This window comes from Halalkaliarchaeum sp. AArc-CO (assembly GCF_024972735.1).
Taxonomy (GTDB): Archaea; Halobacteriota; Halobacteria; order Halobacteriales; family Haloferacaceae; genus Halalkaliarchaeum.
This window is the reverse complement of sequence record NZ_CP087723.1, coordinates 2,909,498-2,930,289: the sequence shown is the minus strand read 5'-3', so window position 1 is coordinate 2,930,289 and position 20,792 is coordinate 2,909,498. Positions and strand designations below refer to the sequence as shown.

Genomic DNA, 20,792 nt, shown 5'->3' with positions numbered 1-20,792 from the left:
ATAAGTGAGCGTGCGCGGTCTGCTCAGGTAATGGGTATCGAAACGCCGGTCGTGGCCGCGCCGACCGTCGCGTGGCTGGCGGCCACGCTCGGACTCGTCGGGGCCAGTATCCTCGACCGTCTCCTCGACGGAGAGGACGGCGACGACGGGGACGGCGACCCACTCGGCGACGACGGAGGGTTCGGCGACGACGGCCTCGGTGGCGACGACCTCGGCGGGGACGGCCTCGGCGGCGACGAGTTCGGCGACGGCCTCGGCGGCGAGTTCGACGACTTCGACGACGGACTCGGCGGCGAGTTCGACGAGGAGGGGGCCGACACCGACGAACTGGAAAACCGGCTGGACGAACTGGAAAACGAGGTCGCGACGCTCTCCTCGACCGTCTCGACGGTCCGCTCGGAGAACGAGGAGATCTCCGAAACCGTCGAGAACATCGAGGAGGACGTCCGGAACCTGCTGGACATCTACGAGATGGTGACCCGGGGGATCAACCCGTTCGTCGACGACGAGGGGTTCGACGGCGCCGGCGGCGGGGGCGGCGACTTCGGGCTGTTCGACGACGCCGGCGCCGAAGAGGAAGCGGAAGAACTCGACGAGTCAGTCGCCGGCGCGGAGGCGGACGAGTTCTTCGACGAATCCGTCGTCGAACCCGACGACGAACTCGACGACGAACTCGACGACGCGCTCGGTGACGATCTCGACGAGGAATCGGACACGACCGACAGCGACACCACGGAGACCGACATGAACGACGAAGGCAAGAGTTTCAGCGAGCTAAAGGAGGAGTACGACGCCGGAGAGGCCGACTGGGCCGACGACGTCGGCGCGGAAGACGATCCCGCCGACGGAGCCGACGCGGACGACGAAGTGTCGGTCGAGCCGATCCCGAACGAGATGGAAGAGGAATCGGAGCCGGCGTTCGAAACGGAACCTGAACCCGACCCACAGCCCGGGTTCGAGTCCGAACCGGAGCCGGAGCCCGAACCGGAGCCCGATCCACAGGCCGGGCCCGAACCGGAATCGAAACAGGATCCGCGTTCGTCCCCGGCGGGACAGGGGTTCGACCCGGAGAACGGGCGGGATCCGGCGGCAGCCGGCAAGCGAAACCGACGACGGGGCGAGGACGGATTCGAGTACGTCAGCACCGGCGGGATGGCGAACCAGGAGAAGCCGTACCTCACCTCGTTGCCGGGCGATTACGTCGGCGATCTCGTCGTGATGGAGTGGCTGGAGTTTCTAGTCTCCAACGCCGACGTCACCGACGCGGTGCGGGCAGTCAATTACTACGAGCGCATCGAGTGGATCACCCCGGAGGTCGCCGAGGGACTTCGCGAGTTCCTTTCGGGGTTCGGTCGGGTCGATTTGAACCTGGTCGATCAGCCCGGAACCGACGTGCTCACTCGCGAACACCACACACAGAGCCTCCGATACATCATGCAGTTGAACGGGGCGACGGCCCACTCGGTGCTGCTCGATCGGTGGGACGAACTCGGGAGCGGAGCCGCCTTCGGTGGGCCGGGGGCGGGCGGCGGGAGTTCCGCCTCCGGCGGCGCTCGGTCCGGCAACGGTGCGGGCCAGTCCGAGCCGCACGCCGGGGGGTGGGGCGATGGGCATTAGCGTCTCGGCGTCCACCGCGATCATCTTTGCGGGCCTCCTGGTCGTCGTCGGGGCGCTGTACCCGGTTGCGGCCAACGGGTTCGACCGCGTCGCGACCGCAAACAGCGACCTCCAGGATCGTCACCTGGAGGCGCAAAACACCGACCTGGAGTTCGTCGACGCCGTCTACGACGACGAGGAGGAAACACTCACAGTCGAGGCGAACAACACCGGTACCGTCGGGCTCGCGATCCCGGAGACGTCGCTGGTGGTCGACAACGAGTTGGTTGCGGTCGGAGGCGACGACACCGCCATCGACGGCGACGTCGGCGGCGACGGCGACGCGGATACCGAGCTGTGGCTCCCCGGCGAGACGCTACAGATCAGTGTCGACGTGGACGGGATCGAGGTGAGCGAGGGTGACCGGATCACCGTCGTCACGGAGTACGGCGTCGCCGTCGGCGGCGACGTCGAACTGGAGGAGGGAGCGTAGATGGCGAGCGTCTCCATCTCCCACATGGTAATCTTCATCGCGAGCCTCGTCATCGCCGCAGGAGTCGTGGGGACCATGGTGACGGGCGTCGATCGGGTGAACACCGCACTCGAGGACAACAGCCTCGACGCATCCGAGCAACTGCGGACCGACATCACCGTGATCTCCGACTCCGGGAGCGAGGTGTACGACCCGAATGACGAGACGCTCACGCTCCTCGTGAAAAACACCGGGACGCAGCCCTTACCGTCCGACGGGACGAACCTCGACGTACTCGTCAACGGACAGTACGTCCTGCCGGACGACCTCGAGACGGAGGTGGTGAACGGCCCGAACGACGCGTGGAGCCGGAGCGAGGTGCTCAGACTAGATATTCAGACGGGACTCGAGGAGGGGGACCACCGGGTCCACCTGACGATCAACGGCGAGAAAGAGACGTTCCAGTTCCGACACGTGGAATGAACTATGGGACGGAACAACCTGCTGTCGCTCGGCCTGGAGGATCACGACCGACTCAACAAGGAACTCGGCGGCGGGATCCCTCGTGGAAGCATCGTGTTGATCGAGGGAGATTACGGCGCCGGAAAGTCCGCGATGACACAGCGGTTCGCCTACGGACTGCTCCAGGAGGGCGCCTCGGCCACCGTCCTGTCGACCGAACTCACCGTCCGGGGGTTCATCGACCAGATGCACTCGCTGTCCTACGACGTGGTAAAGCCCCTCTTGAACGAGCAGCTGCTGTTCCTCCATGCCGACTTCGACTCCGGCGGGGCGTTCTCGGACGGGGACGGCGAACGAAAGGAACTGCTCAAGCGGTTGATGGAGGCGGAGGTGATGTGGCAGTCGGACGTGGTCTTTCTGGACACCTTCGACGCCATCCTCCGGAACGATCCGACCTTCGAGGCGCTGGTGCGGGAAAACGAAGAGCGGCAGGCCGCCCTCGAGATCATCTCCTTTTTCAGGGACATTATCTCGGATGGGAAGGTAGTCGTGTTGACGTTCGACCCCTCGACCGTCAACGAGGAGGCGATCGGCCCGTTCCGGGCGATCGCCGACGTCTTCCTGCAGCTGGAGATGATCGAGGTCGGAAACGAGGTCCGCCGGCAGATCAGCGTCAAGCGGTTTGCGGGCATGGGACAGCAGGTCGGCGACACGATCGGCTACTCCGTCCGGTCGGGGACCGGAATCGTAATCGAGAGCAGAAGCGTCGCGTGACCGACCGAACCTGACGAGAACGACGAAACGAACCACCGATGACCGAACACGGGACGACCAAACCGTCGGACGAACTCCGCCAGGCAGCGATGCGGCGGCCCCACCTCCGGGACCACCTGCGGAAGTTCAAGCAGATCACCGGCGAGTTCCCGCAGTTCATCGAAGAGGCGAAAGACGAGTACGAGTCCGACCGGCCGAACGTGCTCTACCCGGTCGGGGGGCCGATCTACTGTCACGTGTACGGCGACATCGGGCAGGACACGAAGTACTACGCCATCGAGCCGGAGCTTTCCGGCGCGGAGTCGCAGGTGCTCGACCGGGTGAAAGACGAGCTGTTGACCGTGAGCGGGCAACACGCTGCCCCGGAGTCGGAGACCGAGTACGACGATCTCATCGAGGAGTTACTCGAGGAGGTGACACACGTCGAACCGCGGCAGTCGGGCCGGCTCGACTCCGTCAAGAAGGCCCTCAACTGGGGGACGGTCTCGGTGTCGAAGGAGACCTACGAGAACATCCGATATCGATTGAACCGCGATATCGTCGGCTACGGCCCGCTGGAACCGGTGATGCGCGATCCAGCGAACGAGGACATTCACGTCATCGGTCCCCACGAGTGTCACGTCGACCACGACGTGTTCGGGATGCTCGAGACGACGATCGACTTCGGCAGCCCGGAGCAGTTCGATAGCTGGCTTCGAAACATGGGCGAACGGATGGGCGATCCCGTCTCCGACTCGGATCCGATCGTCGACTCCACGCTCCCGGGCGGTTCGCGTATCAACATCATCTACTCCGACGACGTCTCCCTGAAGGGGCCGTCGCTGACGATCCGGCAGGGCCAGGAGACCCCGCTGTCGATCAACCAGATCACCCATTGGGGAACGCTCTCGCCGGAGCTCGCAGCGTACCTGTGGCTGTGTCTCGAGAACGAACAGACGGTTTTCGTCGTCGGGGAGACCGCCTCCGGGAAGACGACGACGCTCAACGCGTCGCTGTCGTTCATCCCGAGCGACTCGAAGATCTACACCGCAGAAGACACCGCCGAGGTGATCCCGCCGCACAACACCTGGCAGCAGCTGCTCACCCGTGAGGGGGCCGGTGAGGGCTCCTCGGACGTCGACATGTTCGACCTCGTGGCGGCGGCGCTGCGCTCCCGTCCGGATTACATCATCGTCGGGGAGGTCCGCGGCGCGGAGGGGCGGATGGCGTTCCAGGCGGCCCAGACCGGCCACCCGGTGATGTTGACGTTCCACGCCTCCGACATCGTCTCGATGATCCAGCGGTTCACCTCCGACCCGATCAACGTCCCCGAGACGTTCATGGACAACGCCGACGTCGCGCTGTTTCAAAACCGGGTCAAGCAGGGCGACCAGGTGTTGCGCCGAGTGACAAGCGTCCAGGAGATCGAGGGCTACTCGAAGCAGATGGACGGCGTCATCACCCGCGAGGTGTTCTCCTGGGACCCCGTCGAGGACGAGATCGTCTTCCAGGGAATGAACAACTCCTACGTGCTCGAAGAGCAGATCGCGACGCTGCTCGGCTACGCCGACACCCGCGACATCTACGACGACCTGGCGTTCCGCGCCGAACTCGTCGAGCGGATGATCCAGGAGGGGATCCTCGGCTACCACGAGGTGAACGAGACGATCGACGCCTTCCAGCGCGACGGCGTCGAGGGGCTACCGTTCGACATGCACCGGAACGTCTAACATGGCCACGTCACAGGGAGGATCCACGATCGCGAACGCCGTCGCGTTCACCGAGGACCTGCTGGACTCCTACGAGAAGATCGACATCCCGAAACAGCAGTACGTCGGCTACGTGCTCCTCCCGTCGACGCTGCTTCTTGCGGGCACTGTCGTGGCCGCGTTCCTGCTCCCGTTCGCGGCCCCCATCCGGGCGATCTTCCCGTTCGTCGGCGCCCTCGTGTTTGCGGGGGCGGCGCTGTACCCCAAGCTGTACATCAACAGCCGGCGGACCCACATCGAAAACCAGATGCATCTCGTCATGACCCACATGACGGTGCTGTCGACGACGAACATCGATCGGATGGAAGTGTTCCGAACGATCGCAAACGAGGAGGAGTACGGGGTCGCAGCCGAGGAAATCGGTCGGATCGTCCATCTCGTAGACACCTGGAACCAGAGCCTCGACGACGCCTGCCGCCGCCGGGCGAAGGAGGTCCCCTCCGACGTGATGGCGGACTTCTTCGACCGGCTCGGCTACACCGTCGCCGCCGGACAGCCGCTCGAAGACTTCCTGCTTTCCGAACTGGACGTGATGCTCTCGAACTACGAGACCGTCTACGAGTCGGCGTTGGCGAACCTCGAGGTGATGAAGGACCTGTACATCTCGATGATCCTCTCGATGACGTTCGCGCTGGTGTTTGCGGTCGTGTTGCCGATCCTCACCGGCACGGATCCGACGGCGACGGTCGCAGCGGTTATCGTGCTGTTCGCGTTCGTGCAGGCGGGGTTTTACCTCGCGATCCGGACGCTGTCGCCGTACGATCCGATCTGGTACCACCCCGAAACCCGGATCAGACGCGACAAACAGCTGTACGCCGCCTTCGCGGTTGGGGGAGTGAGCACGTTCGCGCTCATCTGGATCACCGGGGCCGGACTGCTGGGGATCGGCCCCGGCCTCCCCGGACTGCTGTGGTTCCTCGACGATGTCCGGCAACCGCTGTACCTGTGTGTCCCCCTGACGCCGCTGCTCCTTACGGGGATCATTCTCCGTCGCGAGGAGAAGGCGATCACCGCCCGCGATCAGGCGTTCCCCTCCTTCATCCGGGCGCTGGGCGCGACCGAGAGCGCAAAGCAGTCGACCACCTCGAAGGTGCTCGAGAGCCTGCGAAAGAAGGACTTCGGCGCGCTGTCGCCGTCGGTCGAGCGGCTGTACCGCCGGCTCAACATGCGCTTGAGCCAGGAGGGCGCCTGGCGGGAGTTCACCGTCGACACCCGATCGTATCTCATCCAGAAGTTCTCCGAGATGTATCTCGTCGGTCGGCAGATGGGCGGGGATCCCAAACAGCTCGGCGAACTGATTTCGAAGAACATGAGTGCGGTCAACCAGCTGCGCGAACAGCGCCGTCAGTCGGCCGTGACGCTCATCGGGCTGGTGTACGGGATCACTGCAGCGTCGGCGTTCGCCTTCTTCATCGGCCTCGAGATCGTCATCATCCTGGCGGACCTCTCTGCGGATCTCTCCGTCGATTACATGGACATCGGACAGATCATCTACGCCGGCGTCTACGACATCCCCGTCATCGAGTTCCTCCTGCTCATGGTGATCCTCTTCAATGCGGTGCTGTCGTCGGTGATGATCCGCACGATCGACGGGGGCAACCCCGCAAACGGCTACATCCACTTCGTGCTACTCACGTGGCTGGGTTGTCTGACGGCGATCGCGACGCGGATACTCGTGGGGAACCTGCTGACGATCTGACGACGGGGCCCGCTGTTCGTCGGACGGACGTCGACATCCAGAACCGCTGAGTCACCGGCGTTTCGCCTGCCCAACCTCGAGCCCGTCGGCACCGAACCCGACGTCGTGGATCCGGGTGTCGACGTCGGTGCCGCGCATCTTCAACACCTGTATCCCCCGTTCCATCCCGTCCTCCTGGAGGTAGTTGTGCATGAAGACGACGCCGTGGGCGAGGTAATGTTCCCGCGAATAGGCGTTCGGATCAGTCATCTCGGAGATGAGAATCGTCGTGGCGTCGGTCCGTTTGAGCGCCGACAGGAACTGGATCGCCGTGTCCTCCTCGTCGTCGAGCAGATAATGCAGAAGCATCGTCGAGTCGAAGACGACCCGGCTGACGTCCCTGGAGTCGATGTAGGCGGTGAGTCTGTTCGAGACGTTGGCTTGGTTTCGACGTTCGCCCTTCTGCCCGAAGAACCGCCGACCGTCCGAGGACAGTGCGTCGAGAAACGTGATCCGGTCGGTCGACACCGCGTGATCGAACCCGAACTCGTAGCCGGCCATGTCCTCGATGATGTCGCGTTTCGTCTCGTGCATGCTGACGAAGAGCGTCTTCTCGTCTGCCCTGGCCCCTTCGGCGGCGAACTGCGCGCAAAACGTCGTTTTGCCGCTTCCGGGGGGCCCGCTGACGACGTAGAGCCGGCCCTCGGGAAACCCGCCCTCGACAATATCGTCGAACCCGGGGACCCCACTAGAGATGCGCATACTCGAACGAGCGACAGGACCGCCGATAAGTGTTCGTCCCCGGTTTTCAATGATGAGAACGAGACGTATCACTCGACAGACACGGAGGGGTCGACCCAGACGACGAACCGGTCGTCGGACTTCACGATTCCGCGGATCCCGTCGTCGTCGGCGATCGTGTTCTCGTCGACACGTTCGGGATCGACGTCCCGAACCTGGAACACCTCGTCGACCATCCAGCCGACGGTTCCACCCTCTTCGAGTGCGTTCTCGTCGAACACGACGATCCGGTCGCGGGGGCCCGCCTCGTCGATCTCGAACACTGTCTTGGGATCGACGATCGTCGTCGTCTTTCCACGGAGATCCATCACGCCCTCGATGTGGGGGGGCGAGTTGGGGATTCGCGTCAGTTCGGCGGCGTCGACGATCTCGTCGATGGTGTCGATGTCCAGACAGTACCTGTCGGATCCCAGCCCGAACTCGAGGACCTTGGTGGCCTCGACCGTCGGTTCCGTAGCTGCCATGTTCGAAACTCCGTTAGCACTCCCATAACGGTGACCCTCGAATTATCACGACCGATATGCGGGACGGTGGGTTTATCGGATCGCTGTGCCCCTTTTCGCGTATGTCAGGAACCGTCGACCGGGGCGACCGCGACCCCGGGGACGACGCTCCCCGGGCGGTCGTCGTCGACGACTCGTCGTTCATGCGGGCGGTCATCTCGGACCTGTTGTCCGACGCCGGCATTCCAGTCGTCGGTGAGGCCTCCGACGGGAGGGAGGCGATCGAGGTCGTCGCCGAAGCCCGTCCGGACGTCGTCACGATGGACGTCGAGATGCCCAGGATGGACGGATTGGAGGCGCTGGATCGGATCATGGCGGAGACGCCGACGCCGGTGTTGATGCTGTCGGCGTACACCGACGAGGGGGCCGAGGTCACCTTCGAGGCGCTGGACCGCGGCGCAGTCGACTTCTTCGCGAAGCCGGGCGGCGAGATCTCCTCGGGGGTCTCCCGGGAGCGCGATCGGCTGGTCGAGGCTGTGCGATCGGCTGCCGCCGCCGACCTCGAGGCCGCAACCCGGAATCGAACCCCCACCGACAGTCCAACGAGTGCAGCGGCGTCGACGGTCGAGATCGAGCAACCGCTCACCGTGGTGATCGGCGCTTCGACGGGCGGTCCCAACGCCGTCGAGCACGTGATGGCGGCGCTTCCGGAAACGAACTGTCGAGTGCTCGTGGTCCAGCACATGCCCGCGGCGTTCACCGGACGGTTCGCAGACCGGCTCGACGGGGTCTCCGCCTACGACGTCTCGGAAGCGACCGACGGCGACCGGATCGGCCCGGGCGAGGCTCTCGTGGCCCCCGGCGGCACGCACACGAGAGTCGACAGCTACCGCGCCGGCCGACTCCGGGTCCGCCTCGAGGAGGACGACTCCCTTCCGGTCACCCCTGCCGTCGACGTGACCATGAAGTCGGCGGCTCGGGCCGTCGACGATCCGCTGGTCGGCGTCGTGTTGACGGGGATGGGGTCCGACGGCGCGGAGGGGATCCGCGCGGTCCGGGAGGCCGGGGGGCGGACGCTCGCACAAAGTGAAGACACCTGTGTGATCTACGGAATGCCCAGGCGAGCCGTCGAGACCGGTGCAGTCGACGACGTTCGCGATCTCGACGCCATCGCCGACGCCATCGTGGGGGGTGTGTCCTGATGGACTCCCATCGCGCCGCGTTCGTCGCCGAGGCGGAAGACGGGATCACCGACCTGAACAACGCGCTGCTCGCGCTGGAAGCAGATCCCGGCGATTCCGGAGCGATCGACGACGTGTTTCGGGTCGCACACACCCTGAAAGGCAACGCCGCGGCGATGGGGTACGACGGCGTCTCGGAACTGGCTCACACGCTAGAGGACCTGCTCGACGACGTCAGGACAGACGACCTCGAGGTGACGCCCGAACTGATGGATCTGCTGTTCGAGGGCGTCGACGCGATCGAGGCGATGGTCGGAGAAATCGCCGACGACGGCGAGGTGAGAACGGATGCCGGCGGAATCGAACGGCGCCTCCGGGAGTGGGAAACCGACGACGGTCTCGGTGACGGCGACGGTCTCGGTGACGGCGACGGTCTCGGTGACGGCGACGGTCTCGGTGACGGCGACGATACCGGCAGCGGGACCGAGGCGATCGACGAACTGGACGCCGACTCCTCGGAGCTCGTCCGGGCGTCGGTTCGGATCGGCGAGACGGCGATGCCGGGCGTCGACGCGACGTTCGTGCTCGAAACCCTGCAGGAAATCGTCGACGCGTTCGCGACCGATCCCGACCCCGAACTCCTCGAGGACGGCGAGTACGGCGACGGGTTCGACGCGTATCTGCCGGCGGCAGACGGCGCCGGCGCAACCGCGGCGATCGAGGAGTTGCCCCAGGTGGAGCGCGTCGAGACCGTTCCCCTCGGAGGAGGGCCGGATTCAGACGACGACCGCGAGGGAGACGCCAGTCCGTCGGAGAACGAGACCGACGACCCCGCCGGCGGAACAGGAAGCGAGGAACCCGGCGGCGAAAAACCGGACGACGACGAGAAACCGGACGACGAGAAACCGGACGACGAGAAATCGAACGACGAGATATCCACGATCCGGGTCGACGTCGAACAGGTGGACGAGCTGTACGGCCTGGTCGAACAGCTGGTGACGAGCCGTATCAAGCTCCGTCGCGAGCTGGAGTCGGCGGGCGTCGAGTCGGACGCGCTCGACGAACTGGACAAGCTCGCAAACAGCCTCCAGGACACCGCGATGGACATGCGGCTCGTCCCCTTCTCGCAGGTCGCCGACTCGTTTCCCCGGCTGGTGCGCGACGTCGCCCGCGACGTCGACAAACAGGTCGCTTTCGAGATGGAAGGCGGTGACGTCGAACTCGACCGGACGATCCTCACCGAGATGCGGGATCCGCTGGTTCACGTGCTCCGGAACGCCGTCGATCACGGGATCGAATCGCCCGAGGAACGCGAGGCCGCCGGCAAGGATCCGACCGGAACCGTCGAGTTGACTGCGACGCGGAGCCGCGATCACGTCGTCATCGAGGTGTCCGACGACGGCGCCGGCATCGACCCCGACGAGCTCGCCGAGAAGGCGATCGACGAGGGCGTCGTCACCCGCGAGGAGGTCACGGCGATGGACGACGGGGAGATCTACGACCTGGTGTTTCATCCCGGCCTGTCGACCGCAGAGGAGGTGACCGACGTCTCCGGACGCGGTGTCGGCATGGACGTCGTACGGACGACGGCCCGCGGGCTCGACGGCTCGGTGTCGATCGACAGCGAACCGGGCGCCGGCACGACCATACGGTTTCGGCTGCCGGTCACCGTCGCGATCGTGAAGGTAATGTTCGTCAGGGTTGGCGACACCGAATACGGCATCCCGATCAAGAGCATCGCCGAGGTGTCCCGCGCGGACGACGTCGCGGAGGTGCACGGCGAGGAGGTCATCCGCCACGAGGACGACCTGTATCCGGTGATCCGGCTGGCGGATCGCCTCGGGGAACGACCGCTGGATACCGGCGGCGAGATGACGAGCGCGGCCGCCTCGACGAGCGCGGCGGCGACCGACGGCGGGGACGCAAACGGCGTCGATACCGAGGACGGAATGCTCGTCAGGATCCGCGAGGAGACACGACAGGTCGCGTTACACTGCGACGAGGTGCTCGATCAGGAGGAGATCGTTGTGAAACCGCTCGAAGGACCGCTCTCTGGGACCCCGGGCATCGGCGGTACGGCGGTGCTCGGCGACGGGGACGTGGTCGCCGTACTCGACGTGATGAGCTTATGACCGGTGAAACTCCCTTCGAGGGTGTGTTGCGCCAGATCGAAGACTCCGTCCCGTTCGAGCCGGGCTATTACAACGAGTCGTACCTCGATCGGCGGATCTCCGCCCGGATGCGGCGCCGCGACGTCGACGACCACACGGAGTACGAGCGGCTGCTCCGGGAGGAACCCGACGAACGGGAGGCGCTGATGGACGCACTCACGATCAACGTCACCGAGTTCTTCCGCAACCCCGAGATGTGGGAGGTTCTCAGGGGGGTGCTCCGGGAGATGACCGAAACGAAGCGCCAGGTAAACGTCTGGTCTGCACCGTGTGCGGACGGTCGGGAGCCGTACTCGGCGGCGATGCTCGCGTGTGACGACCCCGAGATCGACGAGCGCCGGCTCTCCGTGCTCGGGACGGACATCAGCGACGAGGCGCTGGAAAACGCCAGGGCAGGCGTCTACCACACCACCCGAACCACGGACATCGCCGCGGAACTCGAACCGCTGTCAGCGCCCGAACAGTGGGTCGACCGGGACGGCGACTCCTTCCGGGTCAGGGACCCGGTAAAAGAGCTCGTCGAGTTCGAGAAACACGACCTGATCCGGGACGGACAGATGTCGGCGTTCGACGTCGTGTTTTGTCGCAACCTGCTCATCTACATCGACTCCGGGCACAAGGGCGACGTCTTCGACACGCTCGAGTCGTCGCTGTCCCCGGGGAGCGTGCTGGTGGTGGGAATGACCGAGAGCGTTCCCCCGGACCGTCGGGATCGGTACGAACCGGTAAACAAGCGCCGTCGCGTGTTCAGGTGGGCGTGATGTCGCTGTACGAACTCGCCCGCGAGGGCAACGTCGAACGGCTCAGGGACGCGCTCAACAGCGACAGCCCCGCAGTCAGGCGGCGCGCGGCCGAACTCCTGGGGGAGCTGGGAGACGAGGACGACCAGCCCACGATCGACGCGCTGTTGCGGGCGGCAACCCGCGACGAGGAAACCCGCGTACGGGGGGCCGCGATCGACGCGCTGGATCAGGTGGGGCAGTCGGCGGTCGAACAGTTGCTCCGGGAGCTCACCGGCGGCGGCGCCGGCGACGCAGACTGGGTTGCGGCCCGGCGGTTCGCCCGGGCGCTGTCGGCCGAACGGCCGGAGCTCCGGATGGCGGCGGCGAACGCGCTCGGCCGACTCAACGACCCCGACACCGTCCCGGCGCTGGTAAATGCACTCGAGGACGAGGATCCCCGAGTTCGACTGCGCGCATGTCACGCCTGCGGGTCCATCGCCGATCCGCGAACCGTCCCGCGGCTGGTCGACCGACTCGGCGACCAGCCCCGGATCCGACACGCCGCCGCGAACGCACTGGGGGCGATCGCGACCGACCGGGCGCTTTCCGCGCTCATCGAACTGCTCGAAGACGACGACGAGTCGATCCGTCGGATCGCCGCAAGCGCACTCGGGGAGGCGAACAACGCCAGGCCGATCGAGCCGTTGGCGCGAGCGCTCGGCGACGACAGCGAGATCGTCCGCAAGGCGGCGGTGTACTCGATCCTCGAACTGCTGTCGAACGTCCCGACCGACCGCAGCCACGCGGTCAGGGATCGGATCGTCTCGCAGCTTCGCGAGACCGGTGACGCCACCGCGATCGAACCCCTTGTAGAGATCATCAGAAAAGGTCGACAGGACCGGCAGCGCCGCAACGCCGCCTGGATCCTCGGGAGAGTCGCCGACTCGGACTCCGAGGCCGCGATCGGGGCGCTGGCCGACGCGTTGGCCGACGAGGACGAACGAACCGCTCAGTTTGCGGCCACGAGCCTGGCGTCGATCGGTGGCCCGGTCGTCGAATCGGCGCTGCTGGACCGACTCGATCCCGATGTCGAGGAAGGTGCCCGGGCGAAGGCGGCGTTCGTCCTCGGCCAGGTCGGCGGAACGCAGGCCAGAGACCGGCTCGAAAAGCTCACAGACGACGACAGTGCCGCGGTCCGGAAGCGAGCCTTCGCGGCGGTGTCGAAGCTCAGGGCAGGTGGTGACGCGTGAGGGGTGCTCCGCCATGAACGGAGGTGACGGTTCGTGAGCAACGAAGAATACAAGATCGCCGACACGACCGGTCGGTTCGCGATCGCAGTCAACGAGGGGCGCGCCGTCAACGACGTCTCCTGGACGTCCGGTCGGATCCTGCTTTCGAACCGGCGACTAATCCTCGCGAGCAACAACGGCAAGCGGACGATCCCGCTGTCGAAGCTGCAGAGCCTCGGCGGGAGACACGACGCGAACCAGGAGATCACCAGGGTCGCCGGCTACGTGAGCTTCGATCTGGGCGAGCAGGTGATCCTCGTCAGCGCGGGCGACCACGAGAGCTTCGAGCGCGACGTCTACCGGGCGCTGCTCGACCAGCGGATGGTGCGGGCGAAACATCCGGCAGTTGCCGGCGGCGTGGTCAAGGAAGCGGCCACCTGGGAGCGGGCACGGATCAAACTCGACGGGGACGGGCTGAGCGCCGCCCTCGAAAGCGGCGCGTTCGTGAACCTCGACCTCGACGACATAAGCGGGCTCGAGACGACCGAACGGACGATCGACGGGGAGAAACAGCCGGTCCTGGAGGTCTCTCACACGGACGAGGAGGGAACGAGCATCGAAACCCACATCTCCGGGCCGCCGCGCCGGTGTCGGTTCGTCAAGTCGTGGCTGGACAAGGGGGTCGAACGGAGCCAAACGAACGTCGATCTCGACGAGCGCGAACGGGAAGTGCTGATGGCGCTGTACTCGGGTGTGTCACCGTTCGAGATCCCCGCGTTTCTGGGGATGGACGTCGACGACGTCGAGGAAATCTTCGAGCGACTGATCGAACTCGACGTCGTCGAGGAAGTCAGGGTTCGCCGGGAAGTCGCGCTCAACGCTCGCGGCCGGAACATCGCGAGCGAGGCGATGAACGAGCAGTGATCCGTGGCCTGTCCGCGACAGGGGCCGAGCGCCTCACCCGTTCAGCCGTTTACGGACTCTAGATACGTACTGACGACCATCTGCCCTTTCGGCGTCAGCGTCGGTCCACCCTCCCCGTCGACGACGAGTCCCCGGTCCCGGAGCCCCTCGAGCACCATCGACGCCCGGGTGGCGTCGCCGGTGACGATGTCGGAGACGGTCACGTCCCCGTCGGCGGTGTAGAGGGTGACGAGGATCTGGAGCTCCTCCTCGGTCGGATCGAGTTCGTACACCTCCTCCATCACCTCGCCGTACTCGAGTTTGACGTACCGACCGATCACGTTGAGCGTCCGCTCGCTGGAGACGGTGACGAGTGACGTCACCGGCGATCCCTCGGGGACGTGCCGCACCGACAGCGTCGGTCGCGTCTCGCCGTCGAGCGTCCGCTGGAGCCGCTCGTAGTCGACGACAGTCGAGAGATCGATCGAAAACGGCTCCCGACAGCCAACGAAGCTCAGCTCCCCGTCGCCGAGTTTGATCGCCGCCCGCTGGTCCGGTTCGTCGGTGACGCGCCCACCCACCTTCGCGGGGTGGCGGACCGACGCCGTGACGTCGTGCAACAGCGCCTTGAAAAGCACCGTCGTGAACCGCTCCATCGGCTCCGGGTTCCCTTCGACAACCGCAGTCCGTCGCGCGTTCCCGTCGGTGTACGCGACGGTGACGGTGTCGCTGAAAAACGACTGGAGGTCGCCGGGCACCGTCCCGACGGCGACGTCGAACACCGACGAGAGCGGCACCGTCGTTTTGACCTCGTCGGTGGCGAGCACCAGTCGACGCTGGCTGAGCAACACTCGCCCCGCGACGGGCTCGTTCCCGGCTACGTCGGCGGTGTGGACCCGCCCCACGAAGTCGGCGACGACGGATTCCCCCATCGATTGTTCCCGGGTAGCGCGTGGCCTTTACGCTTTCCCGCGAACTTTCAGGCGTGATAACGACCCGAACCCGTGGAGTTCGGACGTGGCACCCGTCACTCGCTCCCGGCGAGCCCCGGGATCACCCGTCCGGGGTTCTTCGAGAACGCCCGCCGCATCGCGTCCTCGGGAACGTCGAGCGTGAGGATCTCCATCACCGCAACGTCGGGATGCGAATCGGGTGCCCCGCTGGCGAACAGCACCCGATCGGGATGTTCGCGGAGCGCCCGTTCCATCGGATCGCGATACCTGACGAACCGGGTGTCGAGGTAGAGTTCGTCGTGTGCCGACAGCAGTTCGATCGACTCGGCCATGAGTTCCCGGTTCAGCGGGAATCCACCGAATCCGGAGAGGACGACCGGAAACTCGTAGTCGAGGACGAACTCCGCGACCGCCTGGGGAGGGAATCGAACCCCGCCTCTGACGAGCACGGGGGAACCGACGTCCGCGAGCATCTCGAGGACGTCGGCCTCCGGGAGTCCGTCCCGGGCAGGATCGAGGAGGAACCCGTGGAACCGATCGTCGTAGGCGTACTGCTCGACGTCCTCCGGATCGGCGTGATACGGCTCCCGCTTGACAGCGAGGTTCCGGACCCGGCCGATCGTCGACGAGTCGGGGACGCGGGGACCCCCCACCCGTGCGAACGCCATGAACGGTCGATCGACGCTCAACCGCGCGACGGCGTTGTTCATCCGGAGATACCCGCCCGATTCTCTGGGTCCAGGTGCAACGACCGCGCGAACGACTCCGGCCTGGTGGAGTTCCCGCTCGAGCCGTTCGGGGGTGATGTCCCGCCCCCGTCGAGTGACCGCCTCCCGGTCCGGATCGAGGCGCACACCCACGTCGACGATCCGGAACCCGTGCTCCAGCTCCAGCATCGGCTGACAGTCCACGGTCCAGACGCTTAAGCGTCCGTGGTGTCAACCCCTACGCTGCGGTGAAAGAGTATCAGCGCAAGGGGCTGCTCGAACGCGTGAATCGGGAGGCGGCCACGGTCGGCGCGTCGATCCCGGAGACGATCGAACTCGGCGGCGAGGAGATCCAGCTGCGGTCGTTCGTCTTCGAGATCAAGCGCCGGGAGACGATCCCGTCGGGAGAACGAGAGCGGGTCGAAACCGCAAAGCGGAACCTCCGTCGGGAACGCCGCAGACGGCTCGACCGGCTCGAAACCGAGGAGATGAGCTACGACGAGGGCGAACGGCTCGCGGAGTCGATCGTCGGGATCGACCGCGCACTGGACGCGCTCGAACAGCTCGGGCCGGTCGATCTCGAAGCCGAACAGCGACGCAACGAGGCGGCCGACCGGAAACGGTGGATGTCGTTTCTGCGACAGGCGCTCGGCCACGACGACGACGCGAAACGCCGCTTTTGAAAAGCACTGCGTGGATTCCGTCGGCCTCACCGCCGCGACCGCCAGACCAGCACCTCACCGCCGCGACCGCCAGACCAGCACGCCACCGAGCGCGACGAGGAACGGCGCTCCGAACGTCAGCGCGTACGGCGCGGCGTACGCCGCCGCGACGACGCTCGCCCGTAGCACGGTCGCCACGCCCGAGATCGACTCGAGGAACGCCTCCGTTACTGGCGTGTCGTACCAGGCGTCGGGATCGGCCGTCTCCGGCTCCGGCGTCGATTCGGCGAGCGAGACGGTGATCGTCGCGTACGCGACCTGCTGTTCGAGGGCGCGCTGGCGGGCCTCGAGCCGTTCGATCTCCTCCTGGGTGGCGGACAGCCGCTCCTGGACTGCGAGCACGTCCTCGGTCTCGTTGGCCTGCTCGTACAGTTTCCGGTACTGGTCCCGCTCGGCCCGGAGGTTCTCCAGGCGCGCCTCGATGTCGACCAGCTGGTCGGTCACGTCCTCGGACTCGGTCGACACCGACTGCACGTTGCCGACGCCGCCGATCTCGTCGATCGCCTCGTCGAACGAGTCGCTCGGTACCCGGACCACGAGTTCGCCGGTGGTCCACGTCTCGTTGTCCCGCTCGTGGACCTGCCTGGTGGAGTCGCTCACGAACCCGTCGTGGTCGGCGACGATCTTTCGAATCTCCCCGTCGGCTGTTTCGTAGGAATCGACTTCGAGTTCGACGCTGCCGGTGAAGATCAGATCCCTGTCCGGCGCCGGCTGTGGGGCTGTCGTCGAGCCCGTCGTGGCCGTCGTCGAGAATGTCTCCCCCTCGATGTCGACGTCCGCGTCGTCGGCAGCGACGTCTGCAGACCGTTCCGCTTCGACCTGTTCTTCGATCGCCGCCGAGTCCGCGTCGTCCTCGAGCGGTGCGCTACCGACACAGCCGGCCGCGAAAAGCAGGAGCACAAGTGCTGCGACTGCGAGGGTTCGTCTCTGCATACTCCGACGTCTGCGCGAGATTGCCCTATAAGTTGGCAAGGCACAAACGCCCCTTTGAGTCTTCCAGAAGGGACTCCGATCGCATCAGTCACCAGATCGTTCTCGCCGAGGACAACAGACCACTATCGCCGAGTACGAACGGAACCGGTTACGAACTGGCGCGTGAGGAAGACACAGCTGGCGTATTGTAACCATATTTAGTTTATTTTCACAGAGAGATAACCCTAGGTGGTTATATGAGGCCCGGAGTCAGACGTAGAAGCATGAAGCGACATGAGGATGCGGAGGCCACCGGAAATTGGTGCCGTCGTTCCGCCGTCGCGGAGCCGGATGGATCCGGTCACGGTCGGCGTCGGTTTCTCCGCGACCTCGGGACAGGAATCACGGCGGGGGTCGCCCTTCCGGCGCTTTCGGGCTGTCTGGGATCGGCCGCCGAGTCCGTGAGCGTTCTGGCTGCCGGGAGCCTCGCGCACACCTTCGAGGACCACGTCGGGCCGGCGTTCGAGGAACGGACCGGCGTCGCCCTCCACGGCGAGTACTACGGGTCGAACGCGGTGATGCGGATGGTCGAAGACGGGACCAAACACCCGGACGTCGTCGTGAGCGCGGACGCGACTCTCCTTCGCGACCGCCTGTACGAGGGGTTCGTCGACTGGGACGTGGAGTTCGCGACGAACGTGCTCGGGATCGGCTACAACCCCGACACCGACCTCGGCAAGGGCCTCGAACGCGACGAGCCGTGGTACGAACTGGTGCGGGGACTGCCCGAGGGAGACCTCACTATCGGCGATCCGGACCTGGATCCGCTGGGGTACCGGGCGGTACAGGCGTTCGAGCTCGCCGAGGCCGAGTACGGGCTGGACGGGTTCCGGGAGGAGATGCTCGAGTTGACTTACCGGGAGCCCGAGGAGCCACAGATGATGGCGGGCGTCTCGACGGGCGCACGCGCCGGCGCAGTCGTCTACGGCAACATGGCCGTCGATCACGGGATGCCCTTTTACGAGTTCCCGCCGGCGTACAACTTCGCGGAGCCGGAGCTTTCCGACCACTACGCGACGGCGGTCTTCGTCACCGACGAAGAAGGGTACGAGGCAGTCGGGCGGCCGATCCTGTACAACGCAGCCGTGCTGGCGGAGGCCGACACCCCCGACGCGGGTCGACAGCTCGTGGAGTTCCTGATGGACTGGCCGGAGGTTCTGATCGATGCCGGGCTTTCCGTCCCCGACCCGCTGCCGCGAGCGTTCGGGGAGCCGCCCGCGGAGGTGGCGCCGTGAGCTTCGAGCGCCGGACACCGGTGTGGCGCGGGATCCGTGTTCCCGAGCTTTTGGTGCCCACGCTTCTGGGCGGGCTGATCCTCGCGTACTTCCTGTTGCCGTTCGTGACGTTCCTCTACCGGACCGGGACCGCAGACGTACTCTCGGGACTGGCCACGCCGGAGGCGCAGCTCGCGATCCGGAACTCGCTTCTCACTGCCCCCGTCACCACCGCGATCGCGACCGTTCTCGGCGTCCCGCTCGCGTACGTCCTCGCCAGGAAATCGTTCCCGGGCAAGCGGCTCGTGGAGGCGCTGGTGATCATGCCGCTGATCGTCCCGCCGGTCGTCGGCGGCGCGATGATCCTGACGGCAGTCGGGCGGTTCACGCCGCTTGGATCGGCGGCGGCCGCCGTCGGGCTCCCGCTGACGGACAGCCTCGCGGGCGTGATCCTCGCACAGCTGTTCGTCGCCGCCCCGTTCGTCATCATCACCGCCCGGGCCGGGTTCGGCGCGATCGACGTCCGGGTCGAGCAGGCCTCCCGGTCGCTGGGGTACGGGCCGGTGTCGACGTTCTGGAACGTCTCCTTGCCGCTGGCCCGAGGGGCGATCATCGCGGGGATCATCCTCACGTTCGCGCGGGCGATCGGCGAGTTCGGCGCCACCATGATGGTCGCGTACAACCCGCGGACGATGCCCACCCGGATCTGGGTGGAGTTCATCGCCGGCGGGATCGACGCGATCGTTCCCCTTGCGGTCGCGCTGTTCGCGATCACGCTCGGGGTGCTCGCGCTCGTCCAACGGTTCGGTCGCGTGCCGACGGTGATCGAACGGTGATTCTCGAACTCGAGGACCTCACGCACCGCTACGGCGAGGAGCTGGCGGTCGACGGCGTTTCGGTCGGTCTGGAGGGCGGCGAACTGGTTGCGGTGCTCGGACCGAGCGGCTGCGGCAAGACGACGATCGTCCAGGCGATCGCGGGACACGTCCGGCCGTCGGGCGGGCGAATCCGACTGCGGGGAGTAGACGTCACGGACGATCCTCCCGAGGATCGACAGGTCGGGATCGTCTTCCAGCATTCGACGCTTTTTCCCCACCTCACGGTGGAGGAGAACGTCGCATACGGGCTGAAAGCCCGGGACGTTCCGCCGGAACGCCGGGAGGAAACCGTAACCAGATTCCTCGAGCTCGTCGAACTGCCGGACCAGCGGGAGGCGTACCCTGGAGAGCTGAGCGGCGGGCAGAAGCGTCGCGTCGAACTCGCCCGGGCGCTCGCCCCCGAACCCGACGTGCTGCTGCTCGATGAACCGCTCTCGGCGCTGGATCGGTCCCTCCGGGTCGGGCTGCGCGAGGAGATCGCTCGAATACAGTCGGAAACCGGCGTGACCACGCTGCTCGTTACCCACGACCAGGAGGAAGCGATGTCGCTCGCGGATCGCCTCGTCGTGATGGACGACGGCCGGGTCGCCGGGATCGGTCCGCCACGGGAGCTGTACGAGTCGCCGCCGACACCGTTCGTCTCCTCGTTTCTCGGCCGGTCGAACGCGCTTTCGGCGACGGTGACCGGCGGACCGACGCCGACGATCGCGGTCGGTGGCGAGGCCGCGCGACTTCCCGAGGGGGGCAAACCGCAGCCAGTATCGGGCAACGTCGACTGCCACGTCCGTCCCGAAGACGTGTCGCTTTCAGTGGGCGTGACCGACGGCAGCGGCGACGATGGCGATGAAAACCCCGTCGACGAGGATCGAACCCCCGTCGGCGACGTCCTCTCGCTCCCGGCCGTCGTCCGCCGCGTCGCCGACGTGGGGCGCCGGTACGACGTCACGGTCGAACTCGAAACCGGGGACGAACTCGTCGCGGAACGGGCGGCGAGACCGCCGAACCGGGGGACGCGAGTCGAGGTGCGGATCCGGCCGGCCGACGTGGCGGTGTTCGATGCCGAGACCGACCGGAGTTGATCGACGAACCCGAAGTCGCTGGCCCCGACGGGGCCACAACGGTACTGCGGATACTTATAGGCGTCCGCATCCAATCCCCCACAATCA

Annotated in this window: 20 protein-coding genes; 15 read left to right on the top strand and 5 right to left on the bottom strand. The window is 66.1% G+C overall.

Annotation, left to right across the window (positions count from 1 at the left end; translation table 11 throughout):
- The first annotated feature begins 30 nt into the window (after positions 1 to 30).
- Genes AArcCO_RS15390 through flaJ form a run of 6 tightly spaced genes read left to right on the top strand, consistent with a single transcriptional unit; the run spans position 31 to position 6,751 of the window.
- Positions 31 to 1,617 (top strand): FlaD/FlaE family flagellar protein, encoded by a 1,587-nt coding sequence (locus AArcCO_RS15390; protein WP_259534371.1) that lies wholly within the window; start codon positions 31 to 33, stop codon positions 1,615 to 1,617.
- The gene (locus tag AArcCO_RS15385) at positions 1,607 to 2,089 is read left to right on the top strand and encodes an archaellum stator protein ArlF (RefSeq protein ID WP_259534370.1); all 483 of its coding nucleotides are present in this window, start codon (positions 1,607 to 1,609) and stop codon (positions 2,087 to 2,089) included. Before AArcCO_RS15390 ends, AArcCO_RS15385 begins: the two co-directional genes overlap by 11 nt.
- On the top strand, positions 2,090 to 2,551 hold the full coding sequence (locus tag AArcCO_RS15380; RefSeq protein ID WP_259534369.1) for an archaellum stator protein ArlG: 462 nt from the start codon (positions 2,090 to 2,092) through the stop codon (positions 2,549 to 2,551).
- 3 nt (positions 2,552 to 2,554) lie between these two features.
- Complete coding sequence (locus AArcCO_RS15375; protein WP_259534368.1) at positions 2,555 to 3,304, top strand: archaellum protein ArlH; 750 nt, start codon at positions 2,555 to 2,557, stop codon at positions 3,302 to 3,304.
- Between the two features lie 38 nt (positions 3,305 to 3,342).
- Positions 3,343 to 5,013, top strand: coding sequence for an archaellum flagellar ATPase motor FlaI (locus AArcCO_RS15370; protein WP_259534367.1), 1,671 nt, complete (start codon positions 3,343 to 3,345; stop codon positions 5,011 to 5,013).
- A gap of 1 nt (position 5,014) precedes the next feature.
- Entirely contained in the window at positions 5,015 to 6,751 is a 1,737-nt protein-coding gene (gene flaJ, locus AArcCO_RS15365) for an archaellar assembly protein ArlJ/FlaJ (protein WP_259534366.1), read from the top strand.
- 51 nt (positions 6,752 to 6,802) lie between these two features.
- Here flaJ and AArcCO_RS15360 read toward each other — a convergent pair whose 3' ends face one another.
- Together AArcCO_RS15360 and AArcCO_RS15355 are read right to left on the bottom strand one after the other, a co-directional pair.
- Entirely contained in the window at positions 6,803 to 7,492 is a 690-nt protein-coding gene (locus AArcCO_RS15360; protein WP_259534365.1) for an RAD55 family ATPase, read from the bottom strand.
- A 68-nt stretch (positions 7,493 to 7,560) separates the two neighbouring features.
- Positions 7,561 to 7,995, bottom strand: a complete 435-nt coding sequence (locus AArcCO_RS15355) for a chemotaxis protein CheW (RefSeq protein ID WP_259534364.1) — start codon at positions 7,993 to 7,995, stop codon at positions 7,561 to 7,563.
- A 101-nt stretch (positions 7,996 to 8,096) separates the two neighbouring features.
- Here AArcCO_RS15355 and AArcCO_RS15350 point away from each other — a divergent pair, with 101 nt between their 5' ends.
- Genes AArcCO_RS15350 through AArcCO_RS15330 form a run of 5 tightly spaced genes read left to right on the top strand, consistent with a single transcriptional unit; the run spans position 8,097 to position 14,201 of the window.
- The gene (locus AArcCO_RS15350) at positions 8,097 to 9,176 is read left to right on the top strand and encodes a protein-glutamate methylesterase/protein-glutamine glutaminase (RefSeq protein ID WP_259534363.1); all 1,080 of its coding nucleotides are present in this window, start codon (positions 8,097 to 8,099) and stop codon (positions 9,174 to 9,176) included.
- Positions 9,176 to 11,287, top strand: a complete 2,112-nt coding sequence (locus AArcCO_RS15345) for a chemotaxis protein CheA (protein WP_259534362.1) — start codon at positions 9,176 to 9,178, stop codon at positions 11,285 to 11,287. The genes AArcCO_RS15350 and AArcCO_RS15345 overlap by 1 nt, the downstream gene beginning before the upstream one ends.
- The gene (locus tag AArcCO_RS15340; protein WP_259534361.1) at positions 11,284 to 12,087 is read left to right on the top strand and encodes a CheR family methyltransferase; all 804 of its coding nucleotides are present in this window, start codon (positions 11,284 to 11,286) and stop codon (positions 12,085 to 12,087) included. Before AArcCO_RS15345 ends, AArcCO_RS15340 begins: the two co-directional genes overlap by 4 nt.
- Positions 12,087 to 13,298: a HEAT repeat domain-containing protein gene (locus AArcCO_RS15335; protein ID WP_259534360.1), complete on the top strand. Its 1,212-nt coding sequence runs from the start codon at positions 12,087 to 12,089 to the stop codon at positions 13,296 to 13,298. The genes AArcCO_RS15340 and AArcCO_RS15335 overlap by 1 nt, the downstream gene beginning before the upstream one ends.
- Positions 13,299 to 13,331: 33 nt before the next feature.
- Positions 13,332 to 14,201 carry a CheF family chemotaxis protein gene (locus tag AArcCO_RS15330; protein WP_259534359.1) on the top strand — a complete coding sequence of 290 codons (870 nt, stop codon included), beginning with the start codon at positions 13,332 to 13,334 and terminating at the stop codon, positions 14,199 to 14,201.
- A 41-nt stretch (positions 14,202 to 14,242) separates the two neighbouring features.
- Here the strand turns inward: AArcCO_RS15330 and AArcCO_RS15325 are convergent, their stop codons facing one another.
- Together AArcCO_RS15325 and AArcCO_RS15320 are read right to left on the bottom strand one after the other, a co-directional pair.
- On the bottom strand, positions 14,243 to 15,112 hold the full coding sequence (locus AArcCO_RS15325; protein ID WP_259534358.1) for a CheF family chemotaxis protein: 870 nt from the start codon (positions 15,110 to 15,112) through the stop codon (positions 14,243 to 14,245).
- A gap of 95 nt (positions 15,113 to 15,207) precedes the next feature.
- Entirely contained in the window at positions 15,208 to 16,029 is an 822-nt protein-coding gene (locus AArcCO_RS15320; protein WP_259534357.1) for an amidohydrolase family protein, read from the bottom strand.
- Positions 16,030 to 16,088: 59 nt separating this feature from the next.
- Between AArcCO_RS15320 and AArcCO_RS15315 the strand changes: the two genes are divergently transcribed.
- Complete coding sequence (locus AArcCO_RS15315) at positions 16,089 to 16,523, top strand: DUF5788 family protein (protein WP_259534356.1); 435 nt, start codon at positions 16,089 to 16,091, stop codon at positions 16,521 to 16,523.
- 54 nt (positions 16,524 to 16,577) lie between these two features.
- Here AArcCO_RS15315 and AArcCO_RS15310 read toward each other — a convergent pair whose 3' ends face one another.
- On the bottom strand, positions 16,578 to 17,495 hold the full coding sequence (locus AArcCO_RS15310) for a DUF4349 domain-containing protein (protein ID WP_259534355.1): 918 nt from the start codon (positions 17,493 to 17,495) through the stop codon (positions 16,578 to 16,580).
- Positions 17,496 to 17,758: 263 nt separating this feature from the next.
- On the opposite strand from AArcCO_RS15310, the gene AArcCO_RS15305 reads away from it, so the two are divergent.
- The 3 genes from AArcCO_RS15305 to AArcCO_RS15295 are packed head-to-tail and all read left to right on the top strand — an operon-like array spanning position 17,759 to position 20,705.
- Positions 17,759 to 18,769: an extracellular solute-binding protein gene (locus AArcCO_RS15305; RefSeq protein ID WP_259534354.1), complete on the top strand. Its 1,011-nt coding sequence runs from the start codon at positions 17,759 to 17,761 to the stop codon at positions 18,767 to 18,769.
- Positions 18,766 to 19,584, top strand: a complete 819-nt coding sequence (locus tag AArcCO_RS15300) for an ABC transporter permease (protein ID WP_259534353.1) — start codon at positions 18,766 to 18,768, stop codon at positions 19,582 to 19,584. The genes AArcCO_RS15305 and AArcCO_RS15300 overlap by 4 nt, the downstream gene beginning before the upstream one ends.
- Entirely contained in the window at positions 19,581 to 20,705 is a 1,125-nt protein-coding gene (locus AArcCO_RS15295) for an ABC transporter ATP-binding protein (protein WP_259534352.1), read from the top strand. The genes AArcCO_RS15300 and AArcCO_RS15295 overlap by 4 nt, the downstream gene beginning before the upstream one ends.
- Positions 20,706 to 20,792 lie beyond the last annotated feature (87 nt).